A 12,385-nucleotide genomic window follows, 5' to 3' on the forward strand; every position below is an offset into this window, starting at 1 on the left:
TCCTTGTCAGTGTGGTGTCGGTGTGGGGAGTGGAGGGTGGTCCGGAGACCGGCCGGCCGGCTCAGCGGTAGAGCTTGTTCACCGCCGTACGAGTGGTGGTCCTGAACGCCTTCACCGGGGCGTCCGCCAGGTCGCCCAGCTGCCCCCACCGGACGTAGGTGACCGTGCGTCCGTCACGGCCCACCGAGAACAGGCCGATGTCCGTGCTGCCGACCTCCGTGTCCTCGGTGTCCAGGCTGTAGACGTACGCGCCGTCCTCCGCCGCCACCCTGCCGTGGTAGACGCCACTCGCCCGGACCGTCGGGTACTGCCGCTCGATCCGTTCGGCGCAGGTGGCGAAGGCCCGGCGCAGGGAGGTGACGAGCTCGGCGGCCTTGGCGGGCGTCGCGGCGACCGTGCTGATCTGCAGGCCACCGGTGTCCAGTTCGGTACGGAAGGCGCGGTGGCTGGTCCCGGCGGCCGGAAGGACACCGGGAGCGCAGAACGCGCCGCCCTCCGGAAGGCCCTTGATGACCCTCCCGGCGGTCCACGGGGTGGAGGACGGGGGCATCTGCGCCGCGTCGAGGAAGGCCGGCGCAGCGGCCCGGGCGGTCGGGGCCGGCGCGGAAACCGGGGCGGCGGCGGCCGGGGTGAGCGTGGCGGCGCCCAGTGCGAGGCCGGCCGCGGCGACGGTGGCGGCGGTGAGCGTGGTGCGGAAGCTGAACATGGACGGCATCCCCCGATGCGACGGTGACGAGACGCTGATCAGCTTCGGAGGAGTACGCCGGACCGCGCAATGCCGACGCGACCGCTCGGGACGGTGGAACCATTCCACCCCCGATGGTGTGGGGACATGTGGACGGGGTGGAACGCCGCCCGGGACGAAACAGGGCCAGGACGGGAACGGGGGGCGTATGCGCACGGGGCGGGAAGCCGAGGTCGAGGAGTTCGCGGAGCGGTTGCGTGATCTCAAGGACCGCTCCGGCCGCAGCTACGGGGCTCTGGCGCGGCGGCTGGGCGTGAGCGCCTCGACGCTGCACCGGTACTGCTCCGGCGAGGCGGTACCGGCGCAGTTCACGCCCGTCGACCGGCTGGCGCGACTGTGCGGGGCCTCCGCTGAGGAACGGGTCCGGCTGCAGCGGCTGTGGATACTGGCGGACGCGGTCCGGCGGCCGCAGACGCCTCCGACCGGTGCCGCGACCCGCGCCACCGCGCCGGCTTCCGTCCCTTCGGCGGCCACCGCGCCCGGGACGCCCGAGCCCTCGGCCGCCGCGCCGCCGGAGCCCGAGCCCTCCGGGGTTCCCGCGACCGAAGAACCCGCCGCCGAAGAACCGGCCCCCGTACCGCCGGCCCGCCGACTCCGCCGCCGCTGGGCCGCGTTCCTCGCCGCCGTCGTCGTCGCCGCGGTCGTCACCGCCCTGGTCACCCTGGGATCGCTCGGCCCCGGCGCCGGAGCCACCCCCGCCGAGGGGGCCGACAGCGAAGGAGCCGCCCGGCGCACTCCCGGCCCCTCCGTCCCTCCGTCGGCCGACACCGCCCCCGCCGACCTGCCGTTCACCTGGAGCGCCACGTCCGACGTCTGGCAGAGCGGGTGCGGCCACGAGTACCTCATCGACCGCGGTCCCGAGCAGGTCCCTCCGCCGCCGCTGGAGCAGGACGCCAAGCCGTGGGTGCGTGCCGTCGGCGCGGTCCACGGCCGGGACACCCAGGTGCGTGTCTCCGTCCAGGGCCGGTCCGAGAGGACGGTGGTCCTCCAGGCGGTGCGCGTACGGGTCACCCAGCGGGAGGCGCCCGCGAAGGGGAGCGCCTACCGGATGAGCGGCGGGTGCGGAGGCGCGCTCACGCCGCGCTCCATCGATGTGAACCTCGACACGCCCCGCCCGATCGCCCGTCCCGTCGCCGGTTTCGACGGAAGCTCGGGGACGACGATCCCGGCGGTCTCCTTCCCGTACACCGTGACGTCCTCCGACCCGGAGGAACTGCTGGTCACCGCGCGGACGTCCACCTGCGACTGCCGCTGGTACCTGGAACTGGAGTGGAGCAGCGAGGGGCGCTCGGGCACGGTGCGGATCACCGACGAGGGCAAGCCGTTCCGCACCAGCGGCATCAAGGGAAGGCCGTTGTACGAGTACATGACGACCGAGCACCGCTGGATCACCGCGGAGAGCTGAGCGTCGCGCGGCGGCGCACCGCTCACCAGAACACCCTGCGGTGCCTGGAGCCAGCGGGTGGCGAAGAGGGCGGATCCGGGCGAGGGGACGGCATAGCCCCTGGGGTCCGGCGTGGGGGACGCGGGCAGGGCGGAGAGATCACCGACCAGAACCTCGACACCGTCAGCGCCGCCGGTCAGGGCTGGGGCACGGTCCTCTCGCAGGGCTGCGGCGCTCGCACGGAAGAGAGACGCACACGCTCAACAGGCGTGATCAACAAGGAGATTGAGCCGGGAACTGTCTGCCCGAGCTGCCTGCGGCCGATGCTGACGAGGTGCCATACTGCACGAGCAGCCCTTCGCGCCTCCCCCGTCGCGAAGGGCTGCTCATGTCCGTGGCACCACCCGGACCTGGCCGGACACCGCACCGACCCCGCCCGGCACACCGCCGGAACCCGTCCGAAGGGTCGTCAGATCTCCACGGGCAGGGGGCTCCCCTCGTGGCCCCCTGTCCGTGTTTTTTCGAGTTAACAGTGACGTAGAGTGTTTACGCAAGCCCAGTCCTGGCAACGGAGCGACTTGCTCCGCTTTGTCACCGGTGCCGGGCCCGGGGCCGCCGTGGCAAGGTCGGTACAGTACGGCGGACGTGAACGTGGGGGGCCGAGTGGACAGCGGCGGAGAACACACGCCTGAGCTGACGACGTTGCAGCAGAAGGTCGAGTACATGGTCGAGAAGACCTTCCCCGGCCAGAAGGTGTCGGGACGGTTCTTCGCCGACCTCGTCAAGGAGCGGGGCGGTTCCCTCTCCCACAGCTACTTCTCCAACATCCTCGCGGGGAAGGTCACTCACCCCTCCGAGGACATCCTCAAGGCGCTCGGCCTCGGTTTCGGCGTGGACTGGCGGTTCTTCAAGGAGGAGTCCGAGGTCGTCGACGACGTCGTCGCCGGACTGCAGTTCCTCGCCAGGCGGCGCTCCGGGGAGATCAGCGGCCTCGCGGGCCGCGGTGTCGACGACGAAGGACTGCCGCCCGACCTGTTGCGTTTCGCCCTCTCCCTCCTGGAGGAGAGCAAGACGGACACGAAGGGCGGGGGCCCCGGCGGTCCCCAGGGCGCCGACGACGGTACGGGCGACGGTACGACGCGGTAGGGAACGCCCGCCCGGTCACTCGCACGCATTGGCTAAAATCGCCGTCCGATGTCACACACACGCGTGACGACGACCAAGAGGCCTCAATGTCCCTGCGCGAGCTGCGGAAAGAGTGCGAAGCCGGACTGGCTGACCTTCCCATCCCCGCCCCCTTCAGCATCGCCGGGCTCGTGGCCAACATGGAAGCCGCCCGCGGCCGGACCATCGTGCTGCACGAACTCCCCGACCGGCTGGCCCGCGTGAACGCGGCGTGCGGCCTGCGGCTGGCATCGGGCACCACCAGCCTCGTGCTGTACCGGCGGCGGCCCACGGAGTACCAGACCCAGCACGTGATCCTGCACGAGCTCTGCCACGAGTGGTTCGACCACGGCACCGGCCTCGACGCGGAGCAGCTGCGGCGGTTGATGCCCGTCTTCGACACCTCGCTGATCAGCCGCGTCCTCGCGCCGGGGACGGCACCGCCCGGGGCCCCACCGCCGGGCGCGTCGGCGCTCGGCGACACCGTCATCCAGGCGCGGGCCCAGTACGACACCCACGAGGAGCGGATGGCCGAGTTCGGCGCCTCCCTCATCCCCCGTATGGCGCGGGACGTCACCAGCGACGACATGGTCGGACGCCTCGCCAACTCCCTCTCCCGGCCCGTCGCCCACCGGCGGCAGGGATTCTTCCGCCGCTCCTGACCCGGTTCACCCCCGGCGGCACGCCCCCCACGCCCCCCACACCCCTAGGAACACGACGTGACCCCCCTCGACCTCGCCGGCTATCTGATAGCCGGGCTCATGACGGCCGTCGCCCTCTGGCGGATGCCCGCCGCGCTGTGGGGCGACGAAGAAGACAAGCGGCGCCGGGCCCTGTGGGGCTGCTACGCGGGATTCGCCGTGGCCCTGTGGACAAAGACCCACATCGTCCGCATCGGGCTCAACAACAGCTCCGTCACCGACCTCGCCGTACTGATCAAGCACTACACGGCGACCATCGCGATCCTGGCGATTCTCAGCTACATCGTCGCCATCTACGGGCAGTACCCCGACGGCGGTGACGTCCCCCGGCACGTGCGGTTCGCCCGGATCATCCAGCAGGTCGCCACCAAGGCGTCCGCCGCCACACTGATCCTGCTGACCGTCCTCTTCTTCACCGTCGTCGACCGGCACGTCCCCTCCGACCGGTTCGTGTCCGACCACGCCGGGCAGTGGGGCGCCACGCTCTACATGACGGTGTTCTACCTGTACTTGGGCGCCGCGTCCGCCGTCTGCGCCTACCAGTGGGCGCTGGCCACCGCCGACGCCCGGCTGCGCCATCTGCGGATCGGCCTCGGCATGATGACCGTCGCCATGTTCATCGGCGTCGGCTACACCGTCAGCCGGACCCTGTTCATGTGGATCAGCGTCGCCGACCACCCGAGCGCCTCCTTCGCCGAGAACTTCGACAAGATCACCGAGGTGGCACAGCTCGTCCTCTTCGGGTTCTTCGCCGTCGGCGCGTCCATCCCGGCCTTCAGCAAGGGCTGGCGCCGCGCCAAGCTGTGGCGGGCCCAGGCCCGGCTCCACCCGCTGTGGCGGGAGTTGATGGTCGCCTTCCCCGACCAGCCCTTCGCGCCGCCGGCCTCCCTCCCCCGTGAGCTGCTGCGCTTCGACACCCCGGCCGACCTGCGGATCGACCGCTGGGCCGCCGACATCGCCGACGCGGTCGAGAAGCTCCGCCACTACGTCCCCGACGGTCTGCTCCCGGCCGCCAAGAACGCCGCGGCGGGTGACGCGCCGCTGGCGGAGGCGTACTGGATCAAGGCGGCTCTCGCCGCCAAGTCGGAGGGGGGGCCGGCCGGAGCCGCGGCGGCGGTCGAGGCGCAGCACGCCACGGACCAGGACGGCGAGGTCGCGTGGCTGGTCCGCGTGGCCGCCGCGTACCGCCACGTCGACGACGCCGGCGCGCGGGCCGTCCTCGCGGCGCTGGAGCCGGCGGCATGAGCGGGACGACCCGACCTCCGGGCCCGGGAGCCGGCGGCGCGAGCGATACGGCCCGTCCGGTCGCCGAGGACCGGCGGCCGACGGCCGTTACGGTCGCCGACAACCCAGGGCCGACAGCCCCTCCGGTCGCCGAGCACCGGCGGCCGGTGGCTCGTACGGTCACGGACGTCCTGCAGCCACGCAACGTCCTTCTCGTCGGCATGCTCGCCATCGGCCTCGCCGCCGCGGGCCACTGGACCGGGCTCCTGTGGGGATTCCTCGGCGCGCTCTGCGCCGGGCTGGTGCCCGCCGGGTACATCGAGTGGGAACGGGGGCGCGGCACCTGGGGCGACCGGCACGTCGTCGACCGCACCAAGCGGGCCCCGATCTTCTTCGTCATCCTCGGTTCCATCGGCGCCGGTTCCGTGGTCATGGTCCTCGGGCACGCACCCGCGGGGATCCTCACCGCGATGCTGGCCCTGTGGGGGATGACCGTCTGCCTGCTGGCCGTCAACACGGTGTGGAAGATCTCCGTGGACTCCGCCGTCGCCTCGGCGGTCGTGGCGCTCCTCGCGGCGGTGCACTCGCCGTGGTGGCTGCTCGGGTACGCCCTGACGATCGCGGTCTGCTGGTCGCGTGTCGCCCTGGGCTATCACACCATCGCGCAGACGGTGGCCGGGGCGTCCCTCGGCGCGGCCACCGCAGGCGCCTTCCTGCTCCTCTGAATGCCGGAGGCCCCGCGTGGGCCCTGCCGTACGACGGAATTCCTCTGCGAATGACATGGCTCACAGAAAAACCACAGGAACCGTGAGCAACTGTCCGGTTTGGCGTTCTATGACCACCACGGACTCTCACATTCCGCCCGGTAGCGCGCGTAAATGCCCCTTCTCCGGGCCCTATTGCGGCCATACGATCATGCGGCAGTCGCTCAGCGTGCCGTTTACCGCAGCGACTGCATTTCAATTCTTCGGATCCAGAGAAGGTCTCCTGTGAAGATCCGCCGCATTCTCGCCACAGCGGTCGTCGCCACCGTGACGACCCCCGCCGTGCTGCTCTCCGTCGCCCCCGCGTTCGCCGCCGGCGCCCCCGGCGCTCCTGCCCCGCAGACGCAGCAGACGACGCCCGGCAAGCCCTCCCTCGAGGAGCTCGAAAAGGCCGTCGCCAAGGCGAAGAAGACGTACGAGGAGGCGCTCGCCGCCGAGAGCGCCGCCGTGAAGGCCCGCGACGCGGCCTTCGCCGACGACGCGCCGCTCGCCCTCGCCGCGGACGACGCCCGTAAGGCCGCGAAGGCCGCCGCCGAGGCCAAGACGAACGCCGACAACGCGCTCACGGCCGCCAACAACCACCTCCTGACGCTGCCCGCCACCGCCACGCCCGAGGAGAAGGCCGCTGCGGAGAAGGCCGTCGCCGACGCCCAGGAGGCCGTCAAGACCGCCGAGAGCGCCAAGACCGAGGCAGACACGAAGGCCACCACCGCCGCGGACGCGCGCGACGACCAGCGGATCGCCACCCTCCAGGCGGCCACCGCCGCCGAGACGGCCCGGAAGGATGCCGAGAAGGCACTGAAGGCCGCCGAGAAGGCGCTCGCCGACGCCAAGGAGGAGGAAGGCGAGGGCGAGGAGGGCGGCTGCGTTCCCGAGCCGCGTCTGACCACGACCCTGACCGGGCTGCCGGGCAAGGTCGTCGCTGGTACGACGGTCGACTTCACGCTGCGGATGACCAACGGCACCGAGCGGACCCTCGACAAGGTCTGGCCGTTCGCGAGCGTCCACGCCTTCGACAAGAAGGGCCTGAAGGACCTCGACAAGCTGCTGCACCTGCAGTGGTCGTCCACCTCGTCCCCCGCCTGGAAGCCCGTCGACGAGAAGCACCAGATCGACGCCGTCAACAAGCTGAAGGCGGGCGCCCACGCGGACATCAAGCTGCGTCTGAAGGTCGACGCGTCCGCGCCGGCCGGCCAGGGCATGGCCTTCCTCGCCGGCGACTACGCCAACGACGACCTCAGCTGCGGCGGGTCCCCCGAGCTGACCGAGTACGTCTTCCAGCTCCAGGCCGCGGGCACGAAGCCCGGCAAGGTCGAGGACGCCAAGCCGAAGCCCGGCACGTCGAACACCACGGCGCAGGGTGGCCAGTCCACTCAGCCGGTGAACACCACGAACGGCAGCCTCGCCGAGACCGGCTCGTCGGACGTCGTCCCGCGGATCGCCCTCGCGGGTGGCGCGGCCGTCGTCCTCGGAGCCGGCGCGATGCTCGTCGTGCGGCGCCGCAAGGCGGGCACCAACGCCTAGTCGTGACCACGACATCGGGCCCCGGCACCTCCTGGTGCCGGGGCCCGATGCGTCTCGCCGCCTGTGCGCGTCCGCGTCGCCACCCGGTCAGTCGCCCGTTCAGCCGTCTGGCCAGTCGTCCGGTCAGTCGTCCGGTCGGAGGAGAGGCTGACGGCGGTAGTGCGACGGGTCGGGCGGGGTGAAGGCCAGTCCGTTCTCGTCGAGCGCGTTGAAGACGGTCAGCCAGCCGTGCGCGAGGCCGAACCCGATGTCGACGCCCCGGCCCCCGGCGTCCCCGCCCGTGCCGCCCCGGCCGGCCTTCTCTTCGAACCACTCCACCAGCTCGACACTCACGAGCATCTGCCCCCGCAGCTCCAGGAGTTGGGGCAGCGGGTCGGCACGCCAGGCGAGCTCGAAGCCGTACCAGCGCACCGGTGACCGCTCCGGATCGAAGGAATTCCAGGTGAGCGAGAGGTCGTCGAACTTCTGGTGGTTGATCTCGACGCGCTCGCCGTCGAAGTCGAGGACGACGGGGCAGTCGGAGAACCACTGGTCGTCCTGAAGGTCCCACACCAGCCAGCTCCGCGTCAGCGGGCGCCCGACGAGCCGGCGCAGCCGCTCGGCATGGGCGGCGGTCACCGCCCGGTTGCCCTGGAGCCAGTGCGGCCGGTAGCCGTCGATGCCGAAGTCGAACGCGTTCCCTGTCGCCTCCACGGTCGGGAAGGTACCGGGTCACCGCACCCGAGGACGTAACGAGACGACGCGTCTTGCATAGGCGTTGTCGCGGGCGTACTCTCGTCATCGAACGAGACGATACGTCTCGTCTTTCTCAGTGACCGCAACCGGAGGACCGCACCCTTGCACCCTGCCTCACCCGATACCCGCATCGTTCTGTCCGACGTCACCAAGCGATTCGACGACCGTGTCGTCCTCGACCAGGTTTCTCTCAGCGTCCGGCCCGGCGAGCGGATCGGCGTCGTGGGGGACAACGGCTCCGGCAAGTCCACGCTGCTGCGCCTGCTCGCCGGGACGGACGCCCCCGACAACGGCACCGTCGCCGTCGACTCGCCCGGTGGGCTCGGCCATCTCGCCCAGACCCTCGACCTGCCCGGCACGGCCCTCGTCCAGGACGCCGTCGACCTCGCGCTGGCCGACGTACGGTCCCTGGAACGCCGTATCAGGCAGGCCGAAGCCGAGCTGGCGGAATCAGGGCCGGCCGGCGCGGAGCCGGCCGGGCTGGCCGCGTACGGGGAGCTGCTCGCCGCCCACGAGGCACGCGGCGGCCGCGACGCCGACCGCCGCGTCGACACCGTGCTCCACCGTCTCGGCGAGCGCGCCGCGCTCGACCGGCACCGGCCCCTCGGCACCCTGTCGGGCGGGCAGCGCTCGCGGCTCGCGCTCGCCGCGACCCTCGCGGCCGACCCGGAGCTGCTGCTCCTCGACGAGCCGACCAACGACCTCGACGACGAGGCCGTCGCGTGGCTGGAGGAACGGCTCCGCGCCCATCGCGGCACGGTCGTCGCCGTCACTCACGACCGCGTCTTCCTGGACCGCGTTACCACCGCGATCCTGGAGGTCGACCAGGACCTGCGAACCGTCCGCAGGTACGGCAACGGCTACGCCGGCTACCTCGCCGGCCGGGCCGCCGCCCGCGCCCGTCGGGAGCGGGAGTACGAGGACTGGCGCGCGGAGCTCGCCCGGAACGCGGCCCTCGCGGACACCGCCATCGAGCGCTTCTCCGCGATCCCGCGCAAGGCGCCGGCGGCCTTCAGCGGCGCCGGGGCGTTCCGGGCCAGGTCGCGGGCGCACGGGGCGATGAGCCGTATCCGCGCGGCGCGCGAGCGGACGGCGCGGCTGACCGCGAACCCGGTCGCCGCCCCGCCGAGGCCGCTGCGGTTCACCGGTCGGATCGAGGGCGAGGCCACCGCGCCGGTCGAACTCACGGATGTGGAGGTGGCGGGCCGGCTGCGCCTCGACAGCCTGCGTCTGGCCCCGGGCGAGCGGCTCCTCGTCACGGGCCCCAACGGCTCCGGGAAGACCACTCTCCTGCGTCTCCTCGCCGGCGAACTGACCCCTGACACCGGCACGGTCCGCCGTCCGCCCCGCGTCGGCTTCCTGCGCCAGGACTCCGCCCCGCCGACGGAGACCCGCCCGGTCGCCGAGGCGTACGGCCCCGAACATGCCGCCCGGCTGCTCGACTTGGGACTCCTCGCCCCACGCGACCTGACGACGCCGGTCTGCGCCCTGTCGACGGGCCAGCGCCGCAAACTCGAACTGTCCACCCTGACCGCCCACCCCCTCGACCTCCTCCTCCTCGACGAACCGACCAACCACCTGGCCCCGGGTCTGGTCGAGGAACTGGAGGCAGCCCTCGCCTCCTACGCGGGCACGCTGGTCCTGGTGACCCACGACCGCCGCGTCCGCGAGGGGTTCGCGGGACGCCGACTCGAACTGGGGGCGGGGGTGGCGGCGACGGCGTGAGGGGGCGGCCCCCGGGCGTCCGGCGGCGCGCCGGAGGGTGCGAGTTTCGCCACGCGGCCGCTCGGCAGCGGGCCGGAGAGTGCCGCCTGCCCCAGGGCCGACCTCCGGCGTGGCGCTTGGCAGCCGAGCGGGGAGGCCAGGGACCAGGCCGCTCGGCAGCGGGCCATTTCCCGGGACGGCCAGGGAGCGGGGGCCTCGGGCGTCCGGCCCGCGAGCCGTACGGGCCCGGGACCCCTCGGGCCCGTACAGCGGCGCCCCCTACCCCCGGCGCGCGATGAGGGTTTCGAGGCCGTCGAGGATGCGCTCCAGGCCGAAGTCGAGCGCCTGGTCGCGGCCGCCCGTCGCGTCCACCGAGGCCAGCGTCGCGCCGAGGGCCGGGAAGCGCTCGCCGTGTTCGCGCATCACCTCGCCCAGGGCAAGGGTCAGTTGCTCCTCGGTCCGCTCCCCCGGCCCCGTCGCGCGGGCCTGTGCCGCGATGCCCCGGACATGGCCGGTCAAGAGGACCACCGCGTCCATCCGCTCGGCCCCGGTCAGCCCCGTCCCCTCCAGGGCGACGAGCGCCTCCTCCAGCCAGGCGAGTTCCTTCGGGCCCATCACCCGCGCGCCCAGCGTGGCGTCCAGGAGCCAGGGGTGCTCGTGGAACCGGACCGAGAGCCCGTGCGACCAGGCGTCGAGCCGCTCCCGCCAGCCGCCCTCCCGGGCCTCCGCCACCTCACCGATCGCCGACTCCACCATCAGCGCGACGAGTTCCGCCTTCCCGGGCACGTACCGATAGAGCGACATCTTGGTCTTCCCGAGCTGCTCGGCGACGCGCTGCATGGTCACCGCGACCAGCCCCTCCGCGTCGGCGATCTCCACGCCCGCCCGCGCGATCCGCTCCAGGCTCAGCGCCGGCTTGGGCCCGCGCGTCGGCCGGGCGGGCGGCCCCCACAGCAGCCGCACCATCCCGTTCATCCCGCCACTCTCCTTGGCCACGCCGCGCACCACCCTCTCCGCTCACGTCTCCGGTCACGTCTCCGGCGTCGCCCCTTGCGGCGAGCAGAAACTGCGTCTACCGTACACACATCGAAACAGCGTCCGTTGGACGCAGTTAAACGCGGTCACGGAGGAGCGGTCCCATGAGCAAGAAGGTCCTGATCTCGGGCGCGAGCATCGCCGGCCCGGCCCTCGCCCACTGGCTCGGGCACTACGGATTCGACGTCACCGTCGTCGAGCTCGCCCCGGCCCTGCGCGAAGGCGGCCAGGCCGTCGACTTCCGCGGCGAGACGCACATGACCGTGCTGGAGCGGATGGGAGTCCTCGACCGGCTGCGCGAGCGCCGGACCGGCGGCAGCCCGATGCGATTCGTCGACGAGAACGGCCGCGAACTCCTCCACCTGCCCGGTGACTTCGCGGGCGGTGACCTCGAGGTGCTGCGGGGGGACCTGGCCCGGGTGCTCCACGAGCACAGCCTCCCCCACGCCCAGTACGTCTTCGGCGATTCGATCACCTCCCTCACCGAGACCGCCGACGGCGTCCAGGTCACCTTCCGGAACGCCGCCCCGGCCACCTACGACCTGGTGATCGGCGCCGACGGCCTGCACTCGAACGTCCGCCGCCTCGCCTTCGGCCCCGAGGCGTCGTACGTCCGCCACCTCGGCCACTACGCCGCGACCTGGAGCCTGCCCAACCACCTGGGCATCGGCCCGGGCGAGGGGTCCGTCGGTCTCAACACCCCCGGTCGCCTCGCGAGTGTCGGCACCGACCCCCTGAACCCCCGGCGGGCCCGTGCCTTCTTCGTCTTCGCCTCGCCCGAACTCACCTATGACCGCCATGACATCGAGGCGCAGAAGGCCCTGATCGCCGAGGCCTTCGCCGGCCAGGGCTGGGAGGTGCCGCGGCTTCTGGAGTCGCTCGAGGAGGCGTCGGAGCTGTACTTCGACTCCATCAGCCGGGCCGACGTCGACACCTGGTCCAGGGGCCGGATCGCCCTCGTCGGCGACGCCGCCTGCGGCGCGACCATCGGCGGCATGGGCACCGGTACCGGGATCGTGGCCGCGTACGTCCTGGCCGGGGAGCTGGCGCGGCACCCCGACGACCACGCCTCGGCCTTCGCGCGCTACGAGCGACTGCTGCGGGCCTACGCCGAGGGCTGCCAGAAGAGCGGCGACCGCACCGGTCCGTTCCTCGCTCCCGGCACGGCGTGGGGTCTGCGCCTGCGCAACGGCCTGCTGAGCCGCCGTCGCGTTCTCAACTGGATGCTGGAGGAGGGCAAGAAGGTCACCAACACCGTCGACCTGCCCGACTACGGCGCCCTGGCGGAGCGGTGCGCGGCCTGAGCCCGGGGAGCGGATCCCGGGGAGGCCGGGGAGCGGGAGGCCCGGGACCAGTTGGCCCGGGAGCCCCGGCACCAGGCGCAGACCCCAGCGCAGATCCCGGG

The 12,385-nt window shown here is 72.5% G+C and carries 11 protein-coding genes; 8 read left to right on the plus strand and 3 right to left on the minus strand.

All coding sequences use genetic code 11. The features are described 5' to 3' along the window. Positions 1–61: 61 nt before the first annotated feature. Positions 62–706 (minus strand): hypothetical protein, encoded by a 645-nt coding sequence (locus ACZ7J0_RS16300; protein ID WP_470887895.1) that lies wholly within the window; start codon positions 704–706, stop codon positions 62–64. A gap of 187 nt (positions 707–893) precedes the next feature. Here ACZ7J0_RS16300 and ACZ7J0_RS16305 point away from each other — a divergent pair, with 187 nt between their 5' ends. From ACZ7J0_RS16305 to ACZ7J0_RS16330, 6 genes are all read left to right on the plus strand, one after another. Beyond that, positions 894–2,150, plus strand: a complete 1,257-nt coding sequence (locus tag ACZ7J0_RS16305; protein ID WP_470887825.1) for a helix-turn-helix domain-containing protein — start codon at positions 894–896, stop codon at positions 2,148–2,150. Between the two features lie 642 nt (positions 2,151–2,792). Next, on the plus strand, positions 2,793–3,275 hold the full coding sequence (locus tag ACZ7J0_RS16310) for a hypothetical protein (RefSeq protein ID WP_470887896.1): 483 nt from the start codon (positions 2,793–2,795) through the stop codon (positions 3,273–3,275). An 86-nt stretch (positions 3,276–3,361) separates the two neighbouring features. After that, entirely contained in the window at positions 3,362–3,955 is a 594-nt protein-coding gene (locus ACZ7J0_RS16315) for a toxin (protein ID WP_470887827.1), read from the plus strand. A 57-nt stretch (positions 3,956–4,012) separates the two neighbouring features. Then, positions 4,013–5,239 carry an MAB_1171c family putative transporter gene (locus ACZ7J0_RS16320; protein WP_470887829.1) on the plus strand — a complete coding sequence of 409 codons (1,227 nt, stop codon included), beginning with the start codon at positions 4,013–4,015 and terminating at the stop codon, positions 5,237–5,239. Continuing rightward, positions 5,236–5,943: a hypothetical protein gene (locus ACZ7J0_RS16325; RefSeq protein ID WP_470887831.1), complete on the plus strand. Its 708-nt coding sequence runs from the start codon at positions 5,236–5,238 to the stop codon at positions 5,941–5,943. The genes ACZ7J0_RS16320 and ACZ7J0_RS16325 overlap by 4 nt, the downstream gene beginning before the upstream one ends. A gap of 264 nt (positions 5,944–6,207) precedes the next feature. After that, positions 6,208–7,506, plus strand: a complete 1,299-nt coding sequence (locus tag ACZ7J0_RS16330; RefSeq protein ID WP_470887833.1) for a peptidase — start codon at positions 6,208–6,210, stop codon at positions 7,504–7,506. 123 nt (positions 7,507–7,629) lie between these two features. Here the strand turns inward: ACZ7J0_RS16330 and ACZ7J0_RS16335 are convergent, their stop codons facing one another. Next, on the minus strand, positions 7,630–8,199 hold the full coding sequence (locus tag ACZ7J0_RS16335) for a hypothetical protein (protein WP_470887835.1): 570 nt from the start codon (positions 8,197–8,199) through the stop codon (positions 7,630–7,632). 171 nt (positions 8,200–8,370) lie between these two features. Here ACZ7J0_RS16335 and abc-f point away from each other — a divergent pair, with 171 nt between their 5' ends. Continuing rightward, entirely contained in the window at positions 8,371–9,966 is a 1,596-nt protein-coding gene (gene abc-f, locus ACZ7J0_RS16340; RefSeq protein ID WP_470887898.1) for a ribosomal protection-like ABC-F family protein, read from the plus strand. A 258-nt stretch (positions 9,967–10,224) separates the two neighbouring features. Here the strand turns inward: abc-f and ACZ7J0_RS16345 are convergent, their stop codons facing one another. Next, positions 10,225–10,920 (minus strand): TetR/AcrR family transcriptional regulator, encoded by a 696-nt coding sequence (locus ACZ7J0_RS16345; RefSeq protein ID WP_470887837.1) that lies wholly within the window; start codon positions 10,918–10,920, stop codon positions 10,225–10,227. Between the two features lie 164 nt (positions 10,921–11,084). On the opposite strand from ACZ7J0_RS16345, the gene ACZ7J0_RS16350 reads away from it, so the two are divergent. Continuing rightward, positions 11,085–12,284: an FAD-dependent monooxygenase gene (locus tag ACZ7J0_RS16350; protein WP_470887839.1), complete on the plus strand. Its 1,200-nt coding sequence runs from the start codon at positions 11,085–11,087 to the stop codon at positions 12,282–12,284. The last annotated feature ends 101 nt before the right edge of the window (positions 12,285–12,385 follow it).

The organism is Streptomyces sp. NPDC038280, assembly GCF_055600045.1.

Excerpts from the sequence above, each read along its gene's own strand:
- ACZ7J0_RS16305 (WP_470887825.1), top strand. The coding sequence starts at position 894 with ATGCGCACGGGGCGGGAAGCCGAGGTCGAGGAGTTCGCGGAGCGGTTG.
- ACZ7J0_RS16325 (WP_470887831.1), top strand. The coding sequence starts at position 5,236 with ATGAGCGGGACGACCCGACCTCCGGGCCCGGGAGCCGGCGGCGCGAGC.
- ACZ7J0_RS16300 (WP_470887895.1), bottom strand. The coding sequence starts at position 706 with ATGTTCAGCTTCCGCACCACGCTCACCGCCGCCACCGTCGCCGCGGCC.
- ACZ7J0_RS16315 (WP_470887827.1), top strand. The coding sequence starts at position 3,362 with ATGTCCCTGCGCGAGCTGCGGAAAGAGTGCGAAGCCGGACTGGCTGAC.
- ACZ7J0_RS16350 (WP_470887839.1), top strand. The coding sequence starts at position 11,085 with ATGAGCAAGAAGGTCCTGATCTCGGGCGCGAGCATCGCCGGCCCGGCC.
- ACZ7J0_RS16345 (WP_470887837.1), bottom strand. The coding sequence starts at position 10,920 with ATGAACGGGATGGTGCGGCTGCTGTGGGGGCCGCCCGCCCGGCCGACG.